At 32.1% G+C, this 24,007-nt stretch carries 28 protein-coding genes; 24 read left to right on the plus strand and 4 right to left on the minus strand.

The features are described from left to right. The first annotated feature begins 136 nt into the window (after nt 1–136). Both BMY18_RS18485 and BMY18_RS18490 read left to right on the plus strand, forming a co-directional pair. A complete protein-coding gene (locus BMY18_RS18485; RefSeq protein ID WP_092457328.1) occupies nt 137–553 on the plus strand; it encodes a DUF3795 domain-containing protein in 417 nt (138 codons plus the stop codon). A gap of 228 nt (nt 554–781) precedes the next feature. After that, nucleotides 782–1,339, plus strand: coding sequence for a helix-turn-helix domain-containing protein (locus BMY18_RS18490; RefSeq protein WP_092457332.1), 558 nt, complete (start codon nt 782–784; stop codon nt 1,337–1,339). A gap of 70 nt (nt 1,340–1,409) precedes the next feature. On the opposite strand, the gene BMY18_RS18495 is transcribed toward BMY18_RS18490, so the two are convergent. After that, nucleotides 1,410–2,066 carry a 4Fe-4S dicluster domain-containing protein gene (locus tag BMY18_RS18495; RefSeq protein ID WP_092457335.1) on the minus strand — a complete coding sequence of 219 codons (657 nt, stop codon included), beginning with the start codon at nt 2,064–2,066 and terminating at the stop codon, nt 1,410–1,412. A 220-nt stretch (nt 2,067–2,286) separates the two neighbouring features. Here BMY18_RS18495 and BMY18_RS18500 point away from each other — a divergent pair, with 220 nt between their 5' ends. Beyond that, complete coding sequence (locus BMY18_RS18500) at nt 2,287–3,072, plus strand: GNAT family N-acetyltransferase (protein ID WP_092457338.1); 786 nt, start codon at nt 2,287–2,289, stop codon at nt 3,070–3,072. A gap of 89 nt (nt 3,073–3,161) precedes the next feature. Here BMY18_RS18500 and BMY18_RS18505 read toward each other — a convergent pair whose 3' ends face one another. Further along, entirely contained in the window at nt 3,162–4,100 is a 939-nt protein-coding gene (locus tag BMY18_RS18505) for a hypothetical protein (RefSeq protein ID WP_092457342.1), read from the minus strand. Between the two features lie 388 nt (nt 4,101–4,488). On the opposite strand from BMY18_RS18505, the gene BMY18_RS18510 reads away from it, so the two are divergent. The 20 genes from BMY18_RS18510 to BMY18_RS18605 all read left to right on the plus strand — a co-directional run bounded on the left by BMY18_RS18510 (nt 4,489) and on the right by BMY18_RS18605 (nt 20,705). Then, complete coding sequence (locus tag BMY18_RS18510) at nt 4,489–5,064, plus strand: hypothetical protein (RefSeq protein WP_092457345.1); 576 nt, start codon at nt 4,489–4,491, stop codon at nt 5,062–5,064. Nucleotides 5,065–5,182: 118 nt separating this feature from the next. Then, the gene (locus BMY18_RS18515) at nt 5,183–5,617 is read left to right on the plus strand and encodes a 4Fe-4S dicluster domain-containing protein (RefSeq protein WP_139197343.1); all 435 of its coding nucleotides are present in this window, start codon (nt 5,183–5,185) and stop codon (nt 5,615–5,617) included. Nucleotides 5,618–5,700: 83 nt separating this feature from the next. Next, nucleotides 5,701–6,840, plus strand: a complete 1,140-nt coding sequence (locus BMY18_RS18520) for a hypothetical protein (RefSeq protein ID WP_092457351.1) — start codon at nt 5,701–5,703, stop codon at nt 6,838–6,840. 59 nt (nt 6,841–6,899) lie between these two features. Further along, nucleotides 6,900–7,736: a P-loop NTPase family protein gene (locus BMY18_RS18525; RefSeq protein WP_092457354.1), complete on the plus strand. Its 837-nt coding sequence runs from the start codon at nt 6,900–6,902 to the stop codon at nt 7,734–7,736. 156 nt (nt 7,737–7,892) lie between these two features. Next, the gene (locus tag BMY18_RS18530) at nt 7,893–8,789 is read left to right on the plus strand and encodes a helix-turn-helix transcriptional regulator (RefSeq protein WP_092457357.1); all 897 of its coding nucleotides are present in this window, start codon (nt 7,893–7,895) and stop codon (nt 8,787–8,789) included. Between the two features lie 67 nt (nt 8,790–8,856). Continuing rightward, the gene (locus tag BMY18_RS18535) at nt 8,857–9,297 is read left to right on the plus strand and encodes a GyrI-like domain-containing protein (RefSeq protein WP_092457361.1); all 441 of its coding nucleotides are present in this window, start codon (nt 8,857–8,859) and stop codon (nt 9,295–9,297) included. Between the two features lie 20 nt (nt 9,298–9,317). Further along, nucleotides 9,318–9,641: a TfoX/Sxy family protein gene (locus BMY18_RS18540; RefSeq protein ID WP_092457364.1), complete on the plus strand. Its 324-nt coding sequence runs from the start codon at nt 9,318–9,320 to the stop codon at nt 9,639–9,641. Nucleotides 9,642–9,646: 5 nt separating this feature from the next. Continuing rightward, a complete protein-coding gene (locus BMY18_RS18545) occupies nt 9,647–10,393 on the plus strand; it encodes a GNAT family N-acetyltransferase (RefSeq protein ID WP_092457538.1) in 747 nt (248 codons plus the stop codon). 401 nt (nt 10,394–10,794) lie between these two features. Continuing rightward, nucleotides 10,795–11,445 (plus strand): class I SAM-dependent methyltransferase, encoded by a 651-nt coding sequence (locus tag BMY18_RS18550; protein WP_092457367.1) that lies wholly within the window; start codon nt 10,795–10,797, stop codon nt 11,443–11,445. A gap of 23 nt (nt 11,446–11,468) precedes the next feature. Beyond that, nucleotides 11,469–11,669, plus strand: coding sequence for a DUF6199 family natural product biosynthesis protein (locus BMY18_RS18555; protein WP_092457370.1), 201 nt, complete (start codon nt 11,469–11,471; stop codon nt 11,667–11,669). A 147-nt stretch (nt 11,670–11,816) separates the two neighbouring features. Then, a complete protein-coding gene (locus BMY18_RS18560) occupies nt 11,817–12,518 on the plus strand; it encodes an SDR family oxidoreductase (protein WP_170841494.1) in 702 nt (233 codons plus the stop codon). Between the two features lie 93 nt (nt 12,519–12,611). Next, a complete protein-coding gene (locus tag BMY18_RS18565; RefSeq protein ID WP_092457377.1) occupies nt 12,612–12,869 on the plus strand; it encodes a DUF3788 family protein in 258 nt (85 codons plus the stop codon). 78 nt (nt 12,870–12,947) lie between these two features. After that, nucleotides 12,948–13,451, plus strand: a complete 504-nt coding sequence (locus tag BMY18_RS18570; protein ID WP_092457541.1) for a GNAT family N-acetyltransferase — start codon at nt 12,948–12,950, stop codon at nt 13,449–13,451. Nucleotides 13,452–13,480: 29 nt separating this feature from the next. Next, nucleotides 13,481–13,960, plus strand: a complete 480-nt coding sequence (locus BMY18_RS18575; RefSeq protein WP_092457380.1) for a peptide deformylase — start codon at nt 13,481–13,483, stop codon at nt 13,958–13,960. A gap of 80 nt (nt 13,961–14,040) precedes the next feature. Continuing rightward, nucleotides 14,041–14,595, plus strand: coding sequence for a GNAT family N-acetyltransferase (locus BMY18_RS18580; protein ID WP_092457383.1), 555 nt, complete (start codon nt 14,041–14,043; stop codon nt 14,593–14,595). A gap of 13 nt (nt 14,596–14,608) precedes the next feature. Beyond that, entirely contained in the window at nt 14,609–15,376 is a 768-nt protein-coding gene (locus BMY18_RS18585; protein ID WP_092457544.1) for a GNAT family N-acetyltransferase, read from the plus strand. Between the two features lie 426 nt (nt 15,377–15,802). Further along, nucleotides 15,803–16,123 (plus strand): PadR family transcriptional regulator, encoded by a 321-nt coding sequence (locus BMY18_RS18590; protein ID WP_092457386.1) that lies wholly within the window; start codon nt 15,803–15,805, stop codon nt 16,121–16,123. Then, on the plus strand, nt 16,113–17,213 hold the full coding sequence (locus tag BMY18_RS18595; protein ID WP_170841495.1) for a DUF2812 domain-containing protein: 1,101 nt from the start codon (nt 16,113–16,115) through the stop codon (nt 17,211–17,213). The genes BMY18_RS18590 and BMY18_RS18595 overlap by 11 nt, the downstream gene beginning before the upstream one ends. 147 nt (nt 17,214–17,360) lie before the next feature. Beyond that, complete coding sequence (locus BMY18_RS18600; protein ID WP_092457393.1) at nt 17,361–18,218, plus strand: AAA family ATPase; 858 nt, start codon at nt 17,361–17,363, stop codon at nt 18,216–18,218. A gap of 345 nt (nt 18,219–18,563) precedes the next feature. Next, nucleotides 18,564–20,705, plus strand: coding sequence for a pectate lyase family protein (locus BMY18_RS18605; protein WP_207647458.1), 2,142 nt, complete (start codon nt 18,564–18,566; stop codon nt 20,703–20,705). A gap of 208 nt (nt 20,706–20,913) precedes the next feature. On the opposite strand, the gene BMY18_RS18610 is transcribed toward BMY18_RS18605, so the two are convergent. After that, nucleotides 20,914–21,393, minus strand: coding sequence for a hypothetical protein (locus BMY18_RS18610; protein ID WP_092457397.1), 480 nt, complete (start codon nt 21,391–21,393; stop codon nt 20,914–20,916). Between the two features lie 394 nt (nt 21,394–21,787). Here BMY18_RS18610 and BMY18_RS18615 point away from each other — a divergent pair, with 394 nt between their 5' ends. Next, a complete protein-coding gene (locus BMY18_RS18615) occupies nt 21,788–22,393 on the plus strand; it encodes a hypothetical protein (protein WP_092457401.1) in 606 nt (201 codons plus the stop codon). 365 nt (nt 22,394–22,758) lie between these two features. On the opposite strand, the gene BMY18_RS18620 is transcribed toward BMY18_RS18615, so the two are convergent. After that, a complete protein-coding gene (locus BMY18_RS18620; RefSeq protein WP_092457404.1) occupies nt 22,759–23,814 on the minus strand; it encodes a tyrosine-type recombinase/integrase in 1,056 nt (351 codons plus the stop codon). Nucleotides 23,815–24,007 lie beyond the last annotated feature (193 nt).

The following is a 24,007-nucleotide window of genomic DNA, read 5'->3' on the forward strand; positions in this document are numbered from 1 at the left end:
ATCAGAAATTTTTTCTACTGCCTTTTAAAAATAGATAACAAAAAATCGCTTAGCCACAACCTTGGTAGGCCATCGCGTAGCGATTTTGTTCAATTCTAATTTGTTGAGAGTTGTAATATTGTACAGGAGGATAAAAATGGATGTAAAAGATATTGTTCAAAATATAGGATACTGTGGGTTGGTTTGTACATTATGCCATGGGGCGGATAAATGCAATGGGTGTAAATCTGATAATAATTGTTGTGGAAGGCATTTAAGTGAAGAGGGGTGCTTTCAGTTTGACTGTTGTGTCAAAAAGGGTATAAATGGTTGTTGGGAATGTGCAGATGGGCCATGTGAAAAAGATATGTTTAGTGAACATCATGATGTAAGAAATCGAACTTTTGTAAAAGTGGCAAAAAATGAGGGTATAGAAGCACTAGCAGCATATGTATTGGAGAATCAAAAGAATGGTATTATGTACGGATGGAACAAGGATTATGATAACTTAGGAAACGAAGAGGCTGTTATTGATTTATTAAATAATGGATTAAATAGTAAGTATGCAAAATAATCACAGTGTATAGTTTTGAAAAATTGCTGGCAAGTAAATAAGTTTTTGCGAAACCTAAAGTAAAAATACGGTTATTATTAAGAGGAGAGAACTATAGAGAGGACCCTTTGCACTGATTTTTTTTGATTTAAGACTTGCAACTTATAGTTGCGGATATTCAATGTCTGTTTGGTGGAATGCAACTACACTGAATGTTAGAATAACAAAATAAAATAGGAGGTTGTTATTATGACTTTTGGAGAAAAACTTCAATTATTAAGAAAACAAAAAGGGATATCACAAGAACAGCTTGCTTCAAAACTATCAGTATCAAGACAGGCCATTTCAAAATGGGAATTGGATAATTCTTTGCCGGACACAGAAAATGTAATTATGTTAAGTGAATTATTTGATGTGTCAACCGATTATTTATTAAAAGACCATGTAGAAAATACAAAAGAAAATCTAATATCAGCAAGTAGCATAAAAGAAAACCTAGCGCCAGTAAATAGCAAAAAAGAAAAGTATACAATATTTTCAGGGATTGGTTGTGTGTTGTTTTCCTGTTTAAGCTTTTTTGTAGTCTGGATTTTAGAAAAAGTATATCCCGCCCCAATCGTATTTTATAATACTAGTACACATTTATGGAAAGTAGGTTTAGATAACTTTATTTGGGTGCATGGTTTGGAGGATTTTATGTTTATTATAGGCGTATTATTTGTAATCGGTATAGGTTTGATATGCCACAAACAAATTATATGGACTACACACAAGTTTCATCAATTAAAATCGAATCAAACAAAATGAATTATAAGATTATTAGTAAGTATAGAAAAACTACGTTTATTTGTAATGGTCAAACATTTTTGCAACAAATTCACTTAAAATTATTTTCCATATATTTTTGCGTCCATGTACAATTAGCTAAACATTTTAAACAGCCATTACAGTGGTATACATCTACGACTAAATCTCTATTCATACCTATTTCCCATGTAGTGCCATGGATAACTCCTGCAGGACAAATGTCCTTACATACTGTGCAATTTCGACATTTAGGCATTAATATTGACCTATTCTCAGTAGGTAATGGTGCATTTGACAAAACGGTACACATACATAACGCACTTCCGTATTCTTGGGTAACTAACAAATTATTTTTCCCAATCCAGCCTAATCCAGCCAATATAGCAATTTTTTTATGTGGAAGTGAAGATGTTTTTGTAGCTTTATCGAAAAATCCATGCATTAGATTTCTATCGGATAGTGCGAATGCTTTGTATCCTTTTGCAATTATAAAATCAGCCGTCCACTCTGCAAGCTCATGAGTAAGGTGTTCCTTTTCCTGAAACTCGGAATGGTCGATTATGTTTTCTTTAGACAACCTAAAAATATAACTAGGACTAAGAACTATTCCAATCAAAATAGAAATGTTATACCCATGATTTTCATTTGCCGAGAGCATGGATATATCAACTACCTTTACAATGGTTGCACCACGTGTATTCAACTCGGAAATCAACTCGTTCAACATATTTTATACCTCATACAATCTTTTAGTAGTATTTACTAATAGTAGCATTAGGGCTTTGTTAATACAAGCGCATACTTAATTCTTAAATAAGTATGCGCACTCAATAAAAAGTGGGTGGCATATTTCTATTATGTTTATGAAAAGTATGGGAGAACAAAAAAGAAGCAGATGAATCAGAATTAGAAGTATAGATTATTTATACTTAAACTAGGAGGTTATGATGGGTATTGATCGAATAAGTAATGAAAATATGTCAACAGTAGCTCGGTTTTTTGAAGGATGGGAAGAAACTTTGATTTTGTCATGCTTACAAGGATACATGGGAACAGCCTGGGCTGATTGTGAAAACAAGCCCCAATCGGCTCAGATTGTTATTGCGGACTTTTGTTTTCTGTCAGGTAAAGTAAGTGAAGAGTTAATAAGAAATAACCCGAAAGAAAACAATTTGGATTTTGTAATTATGGTACCTCGAAATGAAGAATGGGCAGCGCAGATTGAAAAGACGTATGGAAATAATGCAAAAAAAGTGATACGTTATGCAATTAAAAAAGAGCCGAATGTTTTTGATCTAAAAAGACTCAGAGTATTTGCTGATGAAGTAAATCAAGATTACAAATTAGAGCTAATTAATGAGGAACTATATCATATTACAAGAAAAAATAAGTGGTCATCCGATCTATGTTCTCAGTTTGATACCTTTGAGAAATATAACGAAAGAGGTTTAGGAGTCGTTGCGCTACATAATGGTGAGGTTGTTTCAGGGGCGTCTTCTTACACTGTATATCGTGACGGTATAGAAATTGAAATTGATACAAGAAAAGATTACAGAAGAAAAGGATTAGCTTTGGCGTGTGGAGCTAAACTAATTCTTGAATGTATGAAAAATAATTTATATCCGAGTTGGGATGCACAGAATAAGGGTTCGGTCGCATTAGCAGAAAAACTTGGTTATCATTTCGATAAAGAGTATATTGCTTATGAAATATCTAGATATGGTGAAGTATGAGCATTGCACGAAGCACGATAACTTCTAATCTATAAGGTGATTTAAATTTCTCATTATATTTATACTCGTTGAGTATCACTTTATCCAATTTAAAATTTCCTGAAAATAATCTTTTGCTCAATTAAATCAATTGTGACAAGTAATTTACATTTCCAAATCTGGTCTGAATTCAATTCTATCATTGTTGAATAAGGTAATCCTTTTGCTTGTGCAATATCATTTGCTTCTGTAATATCCTTCAGAGTAAGTTCAAGGCCTCCAACTTTAAGTGGAATATCTAAATGTTTTGTGGGTTTATCTCCAATAGAACTGCTGCAGTCTGGATTATATAAATATGAATAATTTTTACCGGTATCCAAATAAACGATGGTAGGTTGATTATTATATTCGGCCTCGAAAAAGAGTAAGTCCTGCTGGCCTTCACTTGTTGTCTTAAAAAGCGGAAGTACTACATATTTATCGTCCTCCAACTTTGTATAATCAATGGGATTACTGCTAATACCAATTCTATGACCTGCATAGTCTAGTGTAATAACTTTTGAGTCAAAATAAGACAATCCTATTAATCCATTAAACTTAGAAGCTGAAGACATGGACAAATCAGCGATACTGGTAGTTATATTGTTAAACTGTTCTCCAAATACTTTCATTTCACCAATTGCTATGCCCTTATTCCACCCACGGTGAGAACCATCTCTATTAAGCGCTTCGGTTTTGTCTAATAAAGTATAGTCGATTTTGCCTTCAACAACATCGGTAAATTGTACTCCAGTGCCACATCCTGTATCGAATATCAATTTAAATATATTATTATCAACTTGAATGGGTATTTCAGGGCAACTTCTATTTCCCATCGAGTAAAATGTAAGTTCATGAATTTCATTATCCTCATATCCAAAGTCTATAATCCAAGTTTTATCTGCTAATAAAACCACTACAAATCTATGGATAAAATATCCACTAACTAACACGATTAGAACAGACAACATACTTATAAATATTATATTTTTTCTTGATTTCAATTTCATTCTACATTACCTTCCTGAAATGTCATAATATTAATACTGGGAATTTATAGTGATTTATGGTATTCCTACATATTTTACAAATTTTACCATAAAAAATATCAATGTACAATAATCATATAAGAATACCTTTTATAACTGTTTAAAAAATTTATATTATCTAATTGTATGATTTTAATCAGTTTATTAGTGGGGAAATACATTAGAAAAAATTAATTTAATAAGAAATTTTCTAATGAGATAGTCTAAAAGAAGGGAAATTAATTATTTGAGATTTATGGCATATTATGGTATTATTTCTTTGGGTGAAAATCATTTATAGGGTGATACTTTGGTATAACATTGATTGAAACGCAGTTAAAAAATGCCATATAATAAGTAGGGGGATAAAATGAAATATTTAAGGCACAAAAAGTATGTATTTATTGGAGCTATCATTATGTTGCTCATTTCACTACCAATAAGTGCTTATTGTTTTAATTATCAAAGTAATGATGGACAAAAGGATTTAAAAGATTTAGTAAAGTTACAAAATAAAGAATATGATCTCGTGGTTGAAAATGGAATAGAAAAAATCGAATCAGTAAATCATGAGTTGAACACTGAAAGTACGAAGGCTGAATATGTAGAAGATAATATCACGACTAATTATGAATTGGAAACTGCATTTAATAATGTTAGAAGTAATGAAATTATTAGTGGCACAAATAATGAAATACTAGTAGATCTCAATGATAGTAATGTTGGAAATAATGATATCCAAGTAATCGAAAATCAAGATCAAAAGGAAACAGTAATAGAAACCGTAATAGAAAAAGAAAATGATATTTTATTAAATGAACAGCTACAAGCGAAAAAGGAAGCGGCTATTAAATCTTTATTGGAAAAACAAAAGGCATATAAGGAAGCTCAGTTAAAAATGAAAGAAGAAATGGAAGCTGAATTAGAAAAACATATGAATAAATAAATATAGAATTGTTCATTGTTCTTGCTCATCATATTACAACTTCATTGGAATGGACATGGTATCCGCATCAAGCAGAACGAAATATTAGGACGTGTGGTGCAGACTTGCATGCAAAAATGTGATAGAAAAGATTGCGTATTGTTTAACAGATGATGGATATTCAAATTTTGTGGTTCCATACCCAGGTAAAAGTGGTATAAGAATGAAAGATTTAGCTGACAAAACATCGCTAGGACATATCGGTGATAGTTTTTTATTCTTACATAAACAATGGGGGCCTTGGGTTCATTTAAGATTGCTATTTACAGACGCGCATTTTGAAAGCGATAAGAATTCCGATATAAATGCATGTAATCATTGCGGCAAATGTATATCAGCTTGTCCGGCTAAAGCAATATATATTGATCATTTTAAGGGGATTGATTGTGGTGAATATCAAATGTCGCAATATATTGGCGTAAAAGACAATTATTATTGGAATTGTGAAGTATGTGCAAGAATCTGTCCAATCGGAAATTCTCCATTATCATTAAAAATCATAAGTGATATATAGTAAGATATTAAACGTAGTATCAATGAGAATGAAGCTGATTTTAATACAAAAATAGTTTTTAATAGGGGGGGGATTAACTAGATATGAATATTAAGAGAAACAAAATGCAGAACACAGAGCACAACACAGAGCAGAACACAGAGAAGAATCAAAAGCAGAATCCAAAGAAGATGAAGCTTAATAAATTTGGTGTATTTTTACTAGCATATTCAGGTGTATTGATCTCGATAGTTATTGTGTTATTGGTACTTTTATACGGTACGCTAAAAGATTATGAAAAAAGTATGCCTAATAACTCAATGAGCAAAATAGTAAAGGGATTTACACCAGATAATATTGAGCAAGTTCTAAATGATAATTCAGTGAAAATCAATGACTTTGAAACTGTGAGTTCAGTTGCTGATTATTTCAAACTCAAAATGCAAGATAAAGAAGTGACATATAAGAGAAAAAGTGGTGAGTTTACAGATACAACACCAGTATACTTAGTGAAAGCGGGCGATGCTTCAATTGCAAAAGTCACTTTAGTTGAAAATGGAAAAAATGCGCATAATTTCACTAAGTGGAAGCTAGGCAGCGTCTCATTCGATGGCTTTATTGATGCAGAAAATGAGATTACAATAGCAGCGCCAAGTACAGCAGAAGTTAAATTAAATGGAGTAAAGATAAGTGATTCTTATATAACGCAAAAAAATATTATTTTTGATATCGTAAAGAATGTAGGCCCATTTGTTAAGATTCCAACAAGTGTAGAATATAAAGTTAGTGGTCTTATGGTGCAACCTGAAATCACAGCATCAATAAATGGTGTTGAACTTGAAGTGATAGTAGAAGGAAAAACATGTACCGTGAATTATCCTACAGATGAAGCCTTGTTTGAAGCACAAAAGCCTACTATTCACACTATTAATCAAGAAATTGGTAAATTTATGATTAATAGAGGATCCCTAACTACATTAAACAAATATCTGATTGGGAATGCTAAATTGAATATGAATATAGAGGGGATTTGGGCATACTCATATGGTAAATCGTATACATATGAATTTAGAAATGAAAAGACTTTCGATTTGATAAAATATTCTGATGATTGTTTCTCTTGCAGCATATATTTCGATTTATATGTGAAATGGGTTGATACTGATAAAACATATCAAACTAGTATGACGTATACATTTGTAAAAACAAATGGCAGTTGGTTAGTGGCAGAGATTCTGCAATAGATTAGAATATTAATCTATAGGTAGACAAGCTAGCATTTCCAAACGAAAAGAGGTATTTAATGAATAGACTATTTATCGTTGAAGGTATTCCGGGCTCTGGTAAAACAACATTTGCAAGAAGGCTAGCCGAACAATTTCTAAAATACAATCCGAATGTAAATTTATATGTAGAAGGTGATTTACACCCAGCTGATATGGCTTGGTGTGCTTTGCTGACAAATAAAGAATACAAAGAAATATGTGATAAATATCCTTGGTATGTGCAAGAACTGGAACACAACAAAACCGTGTGGGACGGATATATAATAGTGGCCTATACAAAGATTCAAAACCTTGACAGTAAACTGTATAACTACTTTGAATCAAAAGAAGTCTATGATGGTCGCATAGACATAGAAACATTTTGTGGTGTACATGAAAATCGTTGGAAAAATTTTGGGCAGCAAGCAACAGGCATAAATGTTTTCGAGTGTGCATTACTACAGAATGCGGTAAATGAATTGCTGTTATTTAGATGTTCAGATGAAGCTGCATTATCTAAATATATTGGCAAGCTGATTTCTTGTGTAGAAAAGCTTAAGCCAGTTATAATTTATCTTAATGTTGATACGAAATCTGCCATGAAAAGGGCGGCTATGGAAAGGATTGACCAAGATGGAAACCATGTTTGGGAAAGTCGTGTTATAGAATATATAACAGAGTCACCCTATGGCATAGAAAACGGTATCACTGGAGTTGAGGGGATGTACAACTATTTCGAAAAAAGGAAGCAGATTGAACTTAAAATCATAGAAAAGCTGGCTGTTGAGAAATATTGTATATCTATAGATATAGATAATCAGCAGGAGATGGTAGGGGAGTTTATTGAAAAGATATGCAAAATACAACGTATCTAAAGATATAATTTCGTGTTGTAGAATTCGCAATTATTTGTGAATAGGTTGAAAGCATTTATAGGGTTGATCGTGGGGGATATAAGTTCTTAAGGGTATTACAGATGATGGTATTCTTCCATTAAAGTAGATCAGATAAAGCAGATCAGAGGTGACTAGATGCAAATTAACCGAATGTTTGAAATAATATATATACTAATTGATAAAAAAACCGTTACGGCAAGAGAACTAGCACAGCGATTTGAAGTTTCTGGAAGAACTATCTATCGTGATGTTGAAATCTTATCATCAGCAGGAATTCCTATTTTTATGAAAAAAGGGAAAGGTGGCGGAATATCAATTTTAGATGACTTTGTGCTGAATAAAGCTGTATTAACTGAGGAAGAGAAAACTGATGTTTTATCCTCAATGAAAGCCGTTGGAGCAATTAATTTTAATGCAACAGATTCTGCATTAAAAAAGTTAAGCAGCTTATTTGGGGAAAACAATTCCGATTGGATTGAGGTGGATTTTTCATCCTGGTACAATTCAAAGAAAGAGTCTGAAACGTTTAATGACATTAAGTCCGCTATTCTATCTAAGAAAATAATAAACTTTACCTATTCAAGTGGAAAGAGCGAAAGCACTTCACGAGAGGTTGAGCCTTTGAAGCTATGTTTTAAAGGTATGTCACGATATTTATACGCTTACTGTAGATTAAGACAAGATTTTCGTTTTTTTAAACTTAATCGAATAAAAAATATTGTAATTACAGAGAAATATTTTGAACGAATAGTTAAGAGCCCCATATTTAAGGACGATAATATGTTTCGTGATCAATATATCACATTAAAATTAAAGCTATCCTCCAATATGGAATTTCGGATTTATGATGAATTTGATAATTATACCAGAGAACCTGATGGTAGTTTTATAATTCAAACAGTTTATCCTGTAGGTGAATGGCTATTTGCGTATATTGCTTCTTTTGGTAGTAACTGTGAGGTGTTGGAGCCTTTGGATATAAGAAATGCAGTTAAAGAGGAACTGAAAAAAACTATGAATAATTATTTGTAATATGACATACAGCTGTCATATTACCTAGTTTATAATAACTATATCAAATATATGGAGGTAGTGTAATATGAACTATGAAATTGTAAATCTCGAAGAAAAAATGATTGTAGGTGTAAGTACGGCAACAAGTAATGAAGATCCCCAAATGGGTGAGAAAATCGGCAAGCTTTGGGTAGAGTTATATCAAGGCGGCGTCAATGCAAAAGTAAATAATAAAGTGAATGATTATGCAATAGGCCTTTATTCTGATTATACAGAAAACGGTTATATTGTGACTGCAGGAAACGAAGTATCAAAGTTAGAAAATGATGAGCTTATAACAAAAGTAATTCCCGCCGGTAGATATGCAAAATTCTCTGTACATGGACCTATGGAAAAAGTAGTTGCACAAGCATGGAGCGAAATATGGAGTATGGACTTAGACAGGAGTTTCACAGGCGATTTTGAAGAATATTTAAACAGTGACTTTGAGAATGCACATATTGATATTTACATTGCATTAAAATAATGAAATAAAGGAGATACACTATGGCAACATCAGTAGAATACATTGCGTTTGTTTGTGATCAAATAAACGAAGTAGGGGATATCCGATCTAAAAAGATGTTTGGTGAATATATGATATATGTGAACGACAAACCAATTCTTCTGGTTTGTAATAGCACTGTATATGTAAAATGTCTTGATTGTATTTCTGAACAAATGAAAGATGCAGAAACAGATAGTCCTTATACCGGTGCTAAGGTACATTATATTTTAGATATCGAAAATAAAGATTTAAGTAAAGAAGTAATACTAGCTTTAGAAAAGGTTATTCCTATACCAAAGCCCAAAAAGAAGAAAGTTAGATGAATAATATGACCGAACAATTTAAAAATATAACGATAAATAATCTGAATAATGAGCACCTTTGCTGTGCTATTGCGGATAAAAAACATCAATGCGGTGTGGATACTAAAAAAGTATGGTTAAAAGAACGTATTGCTGAAGGACATGTTTTTAGAAAACTGGACGAGAAAGGCAAAGTGTTTATTGAATATGCACCGATTGAAACAGCGTGGGTGCCTGTGAATGGCGATAATTATATCTATATTTACTGCCTCTGGGTTTCAGGCTCTTTTAAGGGAAAAGGGTATGGAAAATCACTTCTTGAATATTGCATTAATGATGCAATATCACAAGGAAAATCTGGTGTTTGTATTCTGAGTTCTAAAAAGAAAAAGCCATTTCTGAGCGAGAAAAAGTTTATAGAAAAATTCGGATTCCAGGTTGTGGACAGTATAGGAGACTACGAACTTTTGGCTTTATCCTTCAACGGGACAAAGCCTACTTTTGCGGAAAATGCAAAAAAGCAAAGCTATGACAGTAACAGGCTTACAATATATTACGGTGTACAATGCCCTTATATTCCAAATTGCGTAGATCAGATTAAAAAATATTGCCATGAGAACCATATTCCGCTTGAATTAATCGCCGTAGACAGCTTGGAAAAAGCAAAAGCTGTGCCTTGTGTTTTTAATAATTGGGCAGTTTTCTATAATGGAAAATTCGAAACGCTGCATCTGCTCAACGAGGGATACTTGAAAAGGATGCTCGACATATAGAGATAGAGTAATTTCTATATCTGGAAATTATGCAACAACAATTGAATTTAAAAAAAATAGAAGTAGAATAGACTAGCTTATTTGAACTGCTCCCTGTCAGATATACAGGGGCGGTTCAAATTAAGTAGTCTGTTTTTTTGTGGTCTCAATGGAGCGAGATTAAGGTATGGAAATAGTATAAAATCTAGAAAATCAGTCATGTTTAGATTTGAATATGAATTTGAAACCTCATAAAGCTTAAGAAGCTAATTTACAGGATTTGTAAGGTGCGTATAGATAAGAATACTTTCAAAGAATATGTTGTGGAAATAGGTATATTATGGTAAAATTCGGGTAAGAAATTGTGACTTGAACTTTGTATTTTATAAGAAACTATTAGCCTGTTTGGAAGGAGAATTGACATGAATGGAAGCTGGGAGAAAATTTATACAAAACATGGAAGAGTTCAGATTGACGTGCTAGACACAGCAATCCAAGCAGCAGATATTTTTTGTAAAAATGGATTTAAAAATATCTTGGATTTAGGTTGTGGAACAGGTCGTCATACATTATTATTAGCGGATCGAGGCTTTAATGTTCATGCATGTGACATATCTGAAACAGGTATAAAGATGACACGAGAATTAATAGAAAATTCTGGCTTGAGTAATGTGAGTTATTGTATTCAAGATATGTATAATCTTAATCTAGATTCAGATTCACTAGATGGTATTTTGTGTATTTGGGTACAAGGTCATGGACTTCGAGAAGAAATTGCTAAGGGGATAAGAGAAGCATATCGAGTTTTGATAAAAGGTGGAATATTTTATACGGATTTTGTGACTACAGATGACTTAACATATGGAATTGGTAGTGAGATTGCTCCGCATACATTTGTTGGAGGAAGAACAGGTGAAGAAGGAATTCCTCATTATTATACAACAGTCGAAGAATTAAAAGCGTTATTCGACATATTTGATGAGGTTAAGATAGAGAACAAGATATACAGATTTAATGACAATGAAGGGAATGCTCATGAGATAATTGCGGCGGTAGTGATTGCAAAAAAATGAGTGATTAGGAGGGAAGAGATAAAATGACACAAGAACATATTGCAGGTTTTTTATTAATGCTTATTTCGATATTACTGATACTGTTTCCTAACCAGATATGGAAGGTTACAGAGGCATGGAAAAGCAGCACAACTACAGCACCTTCAAAAGGTTATATAATAGTGCTTCGGTGCGTAGGAACTTTTTTGATAATTGTAGGATTTATTGTATTTGTGTTTGAGTAATTGCGAAAGTGAAACAGATAATGAGTGTAGTCTACAGTGGGAGGTGATGGATAAAATATGTTTGGTAAAATGATAAGCATATAGTTGGAAAACAATAGATAATGAGAATACAAACAGCATATCAATATTGCAGAGGAGAAAATAAAATTGATAAAAAAGGTGGCAATCGTAACAGGTGCGAGTAGCGGGATAGGAAAGGCGGTTTGTACTACACTTCTTAATAATTCATTTTGTGTTTTAGCAAACGGAAGAACAATACATTCTGTATTTGAAAAGTCAGATTGCTTAGGCTTGAATGATGGAGATATGTTACTTCCTGAAACTCCTCAATTATTACTGGACGAGGCGTTAGAGAAATGGGGAAGATGTGACGTGATTTTTGTTAATGCAGGAATAATTGAATCTAATAATATTGAAAATATAAATATTGATAAAATGTGTGAAATGATTAGGTTAAAAGTAGAAATGACGTTTAGGCTGATTTATACTGCTTTAAAGTATTTTAAAAAGGTTGGGGATGGACATATCATCATAACATCTAGCGTAATGGGTACTAAAACAAGAGAAAATTCTGGAGCATATTCGGCCTGTAATTATGCGTTAGAAGCGTTATCAGAATCACTTAGAATGGAATTGTCTGATACAAATATTAAAATCACTTGTATTGAACCTGGTTTAGTTGAAACTGGATTACATCGAGATTGGGAAGTTAAACCCAAGGAATTACTTGATATTTCGTGTGCATTAAGTCCACAGGATATAGCCGATGTAGTGATTGAAATCCTTACAAAACCAGATCATATAAGAATACCTAAATATATGATTCTGCCCAAGGGACATAAAATATAGTTAGTAAAATTCCAGTATGAATATTTATATGACGTAAAAAGTAAGATTGATTCTCAACATTAAAGCTAGACCTGAATTTTAGGAGGAAGTTGTATGTGTATTAAACCTTTTAACGAAATTGAAAGAGTTTTAAATAACTCTGCATCTGCATGGATAAAGCTTGTCGGGTACATTAATACAAATTACATAATGGATGAACGTTGGAATGACAAAGATGAATTAAAATTTAAAAAAAGAGGGAAAACACTAGCAACTTTTTATGTTCGGGATGGTTATTTCCTTTTGTTGCTTATTTTTGGTAAACAGGAAAGAACTGTCTTCGAAGAAATGAAAAATACCCTTACAATATGAGCAAACTAGGAAGTTAATATGGCTTCCATATATATATTATTATTATTATTATTATTATTTAATAGGAGAGAAAAAAATATGGAATGTAAAATTCGCGGTTGGAGAATAGAAGATGCATCTGATCTTGTAGAAGCCTTGAATAATAAAAAAATCCATGATAATTTAAGGGATGGCTTGCCTTATCCCTATACAACAAGTGATGCGAAAGATTTCATAGTGGCAATGCTAAATGCAGATATAAAAACAACATACGCTTTTGCGATTACTGTGGATGATAAAGCGGTGGGGAGCATTGGTGTGTTTCGCAAAGATAATATTCATTCAAGAACCGCAGAGATGGGGTATTATGTCTCAGAACTGTATTGGGGGAAAGGAATTGGGACAAGTGCCGTAAAACAAGTATGTGAATATATTTTTGAATATACCAATATTATTCGAATATTTGCAGAGCCTTTTGCATTTAATGGAGCTTCATGTCACATACTTGAAAAAAACGGATTTGAATATGAGGGGACACTAAGAAAAAATGCACTGAAAAATGGCGCAGTTCTCGACATGAAAATGTATTCAATCATCAAGTAATCAAATTATACGGTAGGGGGTATGAACATATGGTGCGAGAAATATTAAAGCTCGGAAATCCACAGCTATATGAGATAAGCAAAAAAATAACTGAATCCGACATTGATTGTTTATCGGGATGGATATCAGATTTGCATGATACGCTAATGAATTACAGGAAAATATACGGAGCAGGACGTGCAGTAGCTGCACCTCAAATAGGAGTTCAAAAACGGCTGCTGTATATGTTTATAGATAAACCTTATGTTTTTATTAATCCGGTGATCTCGTTCCCAGATAATGAAAAATATATGTTGATGGATGATTGTATGTCCTTTCCCGTTTTAAGTGTTAAACTAGAACGCTATAAGCGCGCTGATATTGCTTATCTTGATGTTGATTTTCAACCACAGCAAATGCATCTTGAGGGCGATTATTCAGAGCTATTGCAGCATGAATACGACCATTTGGATGGAATTTTAGCAACTATGCGGGCAGTAGATAACAAGTCTCTTATCTACGATATGTAAAACTCATAGTTTTTCTATTAAGTTTATTCATCGTATCAAGTCATAGTGAAATAAAATTTTTTATTAGAGGAGGTGCAGAGTTGAAACATTTAGGGACAAAAAAACTTGAAACAGATAGATTAGTACTTCGTCGCTTTATTATGGAGGATGCCGATGCCATGTACAATAATTGGGCAAATGATCCTGAAGTTACAAAATACTTAACATGGCCGCATCACAAAACGGTTGAAATGAGTCATACAGTATTGGGCGATTGGATTAGCCAATACTGTAAAGATGATTTTTACCAGTGGGCTATCATTTTAAAAGATAATCTTGATGAGCCAATCGGCACTATATCAGTTGTACATAAAAAGGATTCGATTGAGATGGTACATATAGGTTATTGCATAGGGAAAAGATGGTGGAAGGGGGGGATTACATCTGAAGCGTTAGCTGCTTTGATAAAATTCTTCTTTGAGGAAGTAGGTGTAAACCGAATTGAATCACGCCATGATCCAAGAAATTCTAATTCTGGAAAAGTAATGATGAAATGCGGACTAAAATATGAAGGAACGCATAGGGAAGCAGATTGGAACAATCAAGGAAGATGTGATTTTACCATGAATGCAATATTATCCAAAGATTATATTTGAAGAGAGGAAATTCATGACAGATAAAGAAATATTTAAGATTGCGATGCAACAATCTGCGATTGATAGCAATTGCTTCGTTGAAGACTTTGAAAAGACAGAAAACATAATTGTAATCTCTGATAAAAGTCCTAACGCCAGGAAATACCTAGAACTGCCGTTTTACTGTGATCTAACATCTTATGGTAATAATATAGTAGCTTCTGTTTCTGAAGAATTAACTGAAACAGTAAGTGAATATATAGCAAAATATCCTATTGAGCATTGTTTTGAAACACCAAACTTGCATATTTTAATTGAAAAATTAAAACCTTTTGATTTAAATGTTTGTTTTATGGCTGAGTATTTTTTGCCAGATATGGATTCTATAAAATCGCTAGGTTGTAAATATGAAACAAAAGTTATGGAACCTGAATTCTTTTCGGATTATTATTTGCCAGAATGGGAAAATGCGTTATGTAAAAAGCGCAAGCATTTAGATAAGTTAGTTGTTGGTGCATTTGATAACGAAAAACTTATCGGACTTGCAGGGTGTTCAGCTGATTGTGATACTATGTGGCAAATTGGGATTGATGTTCTGCCAGAATATAGAAAACAAGGTATTGCTTCAAGTCTTACAAGTAAACTTGCTATTGAAATATTAAATAGGAACATAGTTCCGTTCTATTGTTGTGCTTGGTCAAACATAAAATCGGTGCGAAATGCAATTAAAAGTGGATTTAGACCAGCTTGGGTTCAAGTTACAGCAAAAAGAAATGATTTTATTGCAGATATGAACAAGTAAGATAACGAGCAATTTACGAAGTTAAAGCAACTTTCTATTATGTTTGCATAAGGAAGATTAGTTGTTGTTGTTGTTGTTGTTGTTGTTGTTGTTGTTGTTGTTGTTGTTGTTGTTGTTGTATGTTATCAGGTCTTATAAGCTCTTGAAATAGGAGCTTATGAGATCTTTTCTTTTTTATAATTGGGAGTGTATGTATTCGTGTTTTGTTAAGAAAAAATGTCTTAAAAGAACCCCAGTTGACATAGAAAAAATATTATGATAGTATGTAGCTAGACGATATGTCGAGATACGACATATCGAGAGTGAACATATGAAGTTACAACTCATAAAACGTCAGCGAATAGAAAGCACCACATAGAATGCACCACAAAAATTAACAACGCATAAAGCTGAATTGATCTAAAGCAATGAAAGGAGTGAAATTTATTGAATGAATTAATTTTAAAAAAATATATTCCAATGACAGAGACAACGTATTATACGTTACTAGCTTTAAATGAGCCTCGTCATGGATATGCAATTATGCAATTTATAAGTGAGTTAACCCAAAAACGAATCCAGATGGGAACTGGAACTTTATATACAATGTTAGGCAGGCTTGTTGAAGATAGACTAATCAAAATAGTTTCACAAGACAGTGTTAAAAAAGTATATCATATCACAGAAGAAGGTAATGAGTTAATTAAAATGGAAATTGATAGACTCACACATCAATTAGAAAATGGAGAACAAATATATGGAAAATAATATGATAAAGAAAACAAAGTTTTTTGTTAGTATAATGAAAGAGAAAATATGGCTTGAGCAGATGGCATTAGAAGGCTATAAGTTGATTAAAATGACGATGGGAATGAGATATACATTTGAAAAGATTGAACCGACAAGATTAATATATGAAATTGATAGATTTAATCTCCCCAAGAATCCTACGTTGAGAGAAATCAAGAGTAAACACGACTCAATTGCTATGGCAGAGGAAATGGGTTGGAGGATTGCATTACATGATGAGGATTTGAATTATTATTTATGCAAGGAATATGTAGAAGGCGATATCAACGAATTATACAACGATCAAGAATCAAGACAGATTCATGCAGAAAAATACAGAAAAAGATATACATCAATTGGTAAAGATATGTTAAAATTAATTATTTTTTTAAATGCAATGCTTATTTTTGTTGGAATAGTGGAAATGTTTGATATTGATAAAGTTGGCTCTGCATATACTTGGCTTGTTGTTGGATGCACAATATTTAGTGTTATTATGGCAATTGCCTATAATAAAGTGGGTGAATTGTATTACAAAGAATTTATGATGACAGAAGAGGATTGGATTGAAAAAAATGACTATCTTAACAATAACTCCAAGAAGGTAACCAAATTTATATTTAGAAGTAGCACACTTCAAAGGTTTCTTGAAAAAGAAGGCGAGAAAGGATGGTACCCTCAAAAATTATCACTTATTAAATATACATTTGTTAAGAATGATAGTGGAAGATATCAATACATAATGGATTCAAAGCATTTGACAAACAAAAGACTAAAAGCGATTGGTTCTAGCAAAATCAAAGATCTCAAAGATTTGGGAGGAATGGGAAATGATTGGCAGGTTCAAAGTGTCGACGATGCTGAGAAATTAGGATGGGAATTTGTGTGTGCCGTTCAGAACCAATCGATATTATATAGAGCACCTAAAACAAATATGATTGAACCGCTGAATCCTAATGGAAAGATGTCTTTTGTAGGATTGCTTTCATTTAAAGTCAGCTTGTTAGTTGTGGCTTCGGGTGGAACGGGATTTGTGATAGGTTTTATATGGAAAATGTTGTCGCGTTAAGAACAAATACTATGTAGTGTATGATGATTAATCACCCATCTTGATAAAGATTATTTAGATAGATTACTTTAAGGTAATCAAGGTACTATGTTCGAATAAAATGATCGCATTTCGTTTTGTAAAAAAATAAACTTATGGAGAATCACTATGATTTATTTATCTCATTTTTCATTTCCTGATATTGAAGAAGAATATAGCTTTGTTATGGCTCAAAAAAGAACCTGCTATGATTCCTTTTATCCATTTCAAATTTTATCAAAGAACCATCTTTTAATGTTGGATTTTGAACCGGTCACGATTTTATATGGTGGTAATGGTTCAGGAAAGACAACGGCACTTAATGTTATTGGAGAGAAGTTAGGACTTTCAAGAGATACACTTTATAACCGAACCAATTTTTTTGAAGACTATACCAAATTGTGTTCCTATAAATTGAGTAAACCGATCACTGCAGAAAGTAGAATTATTACTAGTGATGACGTCTTTGATTTCATGTTGAATTTAAGGACTATCAATGATGGAATTAATCAAAAACGGGAGGATTTATTTCAGGATTATTTGGATATAAAATATTCAAAATTTCAGATGAAATCGATGGATGATTATGAACAGTTGAAAAAAGTTAATATGGTACGTAGTAACACACAATCTCGTTATATTAGAAATAGTCTCATGGATAATGTTAGAGAACACTCTAATGGAGAGAGCGCATTTATGTATTTTTCTGATAAAATCAAGGAGAATGGGCTGTATCTTTTAGATGAACCAGAAAACAGTCTGTCACCTGAAAGACAGCAGGAACTTTTAAGATTTCTTGAAGACTCTGCGCGTTTCTTTGGCTGCCAATTTATTATAGCAACCCATTCTCCATTTCTTCTTTCTATGAAAGGGGCTAAAATCTATGATATGGATGAGGAACCGGTAGATATTAAAGGGTGGACCGAACTTTCTAATGTCCGTGCGTATTATGATTTTTTCAAACAACATGAAAAAGATTTTAGGTAACATTTCTATTCAAATTTATCATCTCCACCTAGCCATATCACGATATTATAATCCGGGGTCCCCCATGTTTTTTTGCTTTTTTTAAAAAATATATAATAAATATGTTTGCATTATGACGAATACATGAAATAATTGACAAATTTGTGAAATAATTGTAAAATAAATGTAAAGTTATAGTAGATTTGAAGAAGAAAATCAAATACTCGGGATTGAAATACAACAACTAAGAGGCATGATTTACGACAAAAAGAACCTTGTTCGAACAATTATACTTTAGAAAAAGACAACGATGGTATGGGGGCTTGCAGCCTCTGACTACGAGTTTTAACTAGGAGGATTTATTTAATGAAAAAGAGGAATCACTTTAACAATGGCAAAAGAAATGTCATGAGAATCGGGGCGCTTGTAATCGCTTGTATGCTTACTGTGTCAACTTTATTTGTTCAGGGAGGTACAACAGTTGCTTATGCACAGAGCAGTGTATCATCGGATGTTTTATCTAAAACAATTAATAAAAGTAATATTCCGGGTACGGTGACAACCCAAAGCAAATATAATGATTCATTTCTCTCTGTTACGGGATTTGCTTCAATTGAAGGAAATATAACTGACAGAAGTAACTATGTAGGGACGCAGTATTATAGAACTGTTAATAATGAGAGAGAATTTCTTGATGCACTTATTGATGCACAGTCTGGTCTTGTAAAAGTTATTGAAATCACAAAGGACATGAACCTTGGATATAATGAACTTAATCTGACATCAGACGAACGTAAAAAGTATTCTATGGTTTCAAAATATGGAGCACCAAATAATGAATTAAATCGTGTAAACGGTGGTTTTACAAATCCGCTTATGCAGGTGAGTGGCGTTACTAAAATTTCTCTTTCTAATATTAAGGGACTTACTATTTTCTCACAAAATGGAAGAAGTATTAAACACACTGAATTAAAACTTAATTCTCCAAGTTCAGATATTGTTATAAGAAATTTAAATTTTAAAGAAATGTGGCAGTGGGATGATAAGGGATCACAAAAAGAAGTTGGTTGGTCAAATTTAAAAATCAATGGTGCAAAAAATGTATGGGTTGATCATTGCAGCTTTGAGATGGCCTCAGACGGTAATATTGACATGGAAAATGGTTCAAGTGGAATAACTATTTCATGGTGTGCTGTTGGTATTGATGCAACCGAAAATCCTAGTGAAGATAGTTCTTTATATCAGTCAATTATGTTTATGGAAGGCAGATATCAGAAGAATGAATTAAAACCGGACACAAGCTTATATTATCAATTAAGAAATGGTGGTGCTACACCACAACAAATCATGGCATATTCTGCATATCATAAGAAATGTCATTTAACAGGTTCCGGTGATAAGGATTTCGTAAACTATGTAAAACCTGATGGAACGGTAGTAGCGGATGCAAACAGCAATCTTTCGCTTACCCTTGCTTATAATCATTATTCAAATGTTGGACAGCGTGTTCCAATGATTAGGCAGGGGGTTGGCAATCTTATTAATTGTTATATTGATAATTCGACACATGTTGCAGCGGAAGCTGCAAGTCCAATTTTGGGTCAAATCGGACCTTATCATTTAAGCCGCGGTCTCAATTCAAGAGATGGTGCCAGCATCGCTGCTGATACATGTGTATTTAATGGAATAGAAGAACCAATTACGGGCAGTGAAGTTCAAGGTGATGATATTGCAAATATGTCAGCTCAATGGGCACATTTATTCCAGAATGCATATAATCATGTACTTATTGCCAATTCAACTGTAACTAATTCACAAGGTACCTATACAGGAAGCAGTTGGGACAACAGTGGTGAAAATCTGTTTACAACAGGATTCAACTGGAAAGACAAATCAACACTTGGAAAATGGGCATGGTATTCATCTATTGTAGGTAAAGAAACTTACAGCAAGGAGACACCTCCGCTAATAACAGATGCTCCATTTGAATTTACCTATGATTCAGAAACAGGACTGCCATTTGAATATCAGGTACTTCCACTTGAAGATGTTAAGGGAGTTGTAACAGAGAAATCTGGTTCAAATGTAATTGAAATGTCAGCTGCTGAATGGCTTATGACAGCATATTTAGCCGATGCTGATTACAGTGTAGTTAATACTGCAATTGATAAGGCAAATTCATTAAATGCGTCTGATTATGTTGATTTTACAGCAGTAACGAATGCGATGAATACAGTTGAAAAAGGTCTTAAATCTGACGAGCAGGAAAGAGTCGCTACTATGGCTACAGCAATTGAGAATGCAATTAATTCACTTGTTAAAATCACTGTAGAAGATTCAACACAAGAGCCAGCATCAACAGTGTCACCAACATCAACAGTATCACCAGCTTCACCTGAAACAGCGGATAAGGGTATGTTATCAATGTATACTTTGTTTCTTTGTTTATCAGTAGGAGTGGCTGGAATGGCAGCATCACTAAGAAAAAAAACCAGAGTTAATAAATAGTTCATTAGCTATTATAAAAGATATTTTTAAAAAATAAAATCGCCACCTCATAATAGGTGGCGATTTTTGTGATATATTATTTTGAATATGATCCAGATGAACTGATTACTGATTCAGTTTGCTCATTGGCAAGAATCATAACTCTATTATAATTTTAGGCTCTGACAGAATATAATGTTGATATATACATGCTTATACTGATATTAGTTTAATAAGTTTTTTTTACATCAAGAACTAAATTATATTCAAATTTTTCCCCATTCATGAGAATTCCACTTACTGAAAAATTTAATGATTTCTTTATTTGCTCCAAATTATCACCATAAAATAAGTCTTTTGAACTGATTGATCCCATATCTTGTTGAATATTTGTACCTTTAGGTGTACCTTTAGTAGTGGTTTCAATGCTTACAATATTATTTAAAATAATATTTTCAACCCCATCCTTGTAAAAAAAGAATTTTGTAGCACTGTATTTTACATCTGATGGTTCTTCGCCATTAAAAGTCAAATCTCCACCAATAAATTTTTCTGAATCATTAGTTACAATAATTAAGCCATTATTTATCGTTACAGTTTCATTTTTACCACTAAAAGAATAGATTTCGTTTTTCTCTTGTTGTTTTGTGCATGATGTAATAAGGAATACTACAATTACAAAGACAATTATTCTAAATTTTTTTCTCATTATTTTACCCCCATTTTGCTGTACTTTCTTAATGTTTTTGATTTAATACACATACGAATTACTTACTTAAATACATACTACATTAAATATAATTTTTTGATTAGTTTGATTATATATGTTAACTTAGTTCTAGAAAGACTGCATATATGAAAAAAGATAAAATTATTGTGCTTATAATTTTCCTGATTATTTTTATTTCAATTATATTATTAATATTATCCCTAAAACAAAAAAATACAATATTATATATAATAAAATACAATTTATATCAACTGAAATTTTATTATCCGGTTATGTTAATGAAGAAATTTCGTTACCAACAATTTTTGTATGTAATCAGAATTTAGACCCTAATAGTTTAATTGAAGATGTATCTTTAATTAATTCTGAAAATATGGAAATATCTAAATGGGATATAAAAGATGGAAATAAATATAAAGATATAAAATTAAATAATATTAGCTTAAAATTAAAAATTATAAAAGAAGGAGTTAGTGATATAAAAGGTTTGAAAATATTATATAATAATGGTACTGTTGTTGAATTTAAATTTGAAAAATTTCTGTTAAATTCATACCTTAAAAAAGCTTCGAATTTTATAGTGAATTCTAAAGAGAGTTATATAGCATCATATAATAAACTTGATTTCGACTTGAAAAACATTTCTGAAAATAAATTTAAATTTAATGAAATAAACTTGAATAGTCCAGATATTATTTTAGAAAACTCGCAATATAGTATTAATAATAATTATATAAAGAATTTAAATAATATCGATGTTGACCCTAATGATATTATTGATTTTAAACTAGAAATTGACATGAATAGACTGCCCGTTGACCTATTATTTATTAGACCCTATATTTCTTATACATTAGATAATATAACATATTATGAGCCGATTACCTTTGGTTGTATTATTGGCTTACCAATAAGTGATGATAAGATGGATAAGATATATAATAATTATATACAATTCTCAGAGATTGCAGGTGGGTGAATCAGCAACATAGTATTCTTTATGTTAAATATCATGTAGAATAGATATTAATTTAACAGAATATAGTTATTATAAGAAATTAAAAAAGTTCAAATTGAATGGAATATAACAATATTCATAGATACTAAATTCAAAGTCGTTGATTATAAATAAGTTATTAACAACTTTTCTTTATTACAAAACAATATATAAAATGAGAAAATATTGGCTCTGCAAAAAAAACATATTTGAGCAGAGCCAATATTATATTTAGAATTATGTACATTTTTTTGCTTTTTAGAGATTTGTTGTACACCAGCTTTTTATTGATTATGTACATTTTTTAGCTGTTTTTAAATTTGGGCGCCGGGGGATTTTAATATATTTTAATCCCTACGCAACTTAACTTCATTCCGAGCCTTACGCTTATTCTCGTCAACAATTTCAGCATAATGTCTTCTTGTTGTGTTAACATCTTTGTGACCGAGTACATCGGCAACAAGGTAAATATCTTTGCTTGCTTGATATAAATTCGTTCCATAGGTACTTCTTAATTTATGTGGTGTAATATGTTTTACAGTAGTAACTGTTAAAGCATATTTTTTTACTAGATTTTCAACGGATCGTACACATAGACGCTGCTTTTTTGCGGAAATAAACAGCGCATTTTCATAACCATCAAGCGGTACAAGATTTTTTCGTTCCTCCATAAAAATCACTAATATTTCATGGACTTCATCTCCAAAATATACAAAAGCCTCTGTACCACCTTTGCGTACCACTTTTATTCTATCGTTATCGAAATCAACATCATTAATATCTAAGCCAACACATTCGGATACACGAATACCAGTACCGAGCATAAGCGAAAGAAGAGCTAAATCACGAGTTTTAAGCTTATCATGGCGTAGTAGTTGGCCTTTTGATAACTTATCCCCAGATTCAACGTTATCAAGCAATTCGGATACTTCATTCACTTCAAGTCGTGTTATTGTCTTATCGTGAATCGTAGGCATATCTACTTGAAGGGAAGGGTTGTACTTTATTTTTTTTGTTCTATGAAAATATCCATAGAAAGAGCGAAGCGTAGATAATTTTCGTTTGGCAGCACGCTCTGAATTAGTTACCTCTTTCCCATTCTTATTGTATAATTTTACATGACGCAAATATTCTAATAAATCATTTGAGTCAAGCAAATCTATCTCCCCATTTAATTTAAAACTTTTAATGGAATAATTTGAAAATGTGGGATTCGCAGTAATTAAATATTCAAAAAAGCCTTTTAAATCCATCGCATAAGCAACCTTTGTTCTAGGAGCTTTTGTATATTCGATACTCGCAAAAAAATCCTTGCAAAATTCCGGTAATATATTTAATAGTTCATTTAATTTTTTTGTGTGAATAATGTTTTGTTGCTCGCTATAAGTTTTTGTATTAGACATCGGTATATCCTTTCGTATTTCAAAACGCATCAGGTTTGTATCTGTTTAAAACATTGAAATTATAATACTATTATAACTTAAAAAACCATGAAAACATAGTATTATATACTACTATATTATATGAAATATTATAATCTATTTTGTATATACTTCATTCAATAAAACAAACGGCCCTTTAAAAGAAATGGAAATA

Origin of the sequence: [Clostridium] fimetarium, from assembly GCF_900111235.1 — a bacterium.
GTDB lineage: Bacteria > Bacillota > Clostridia > Lachnospirales > Lachnospiraceae > Clostridium_N > Clostridium_N fimetarium.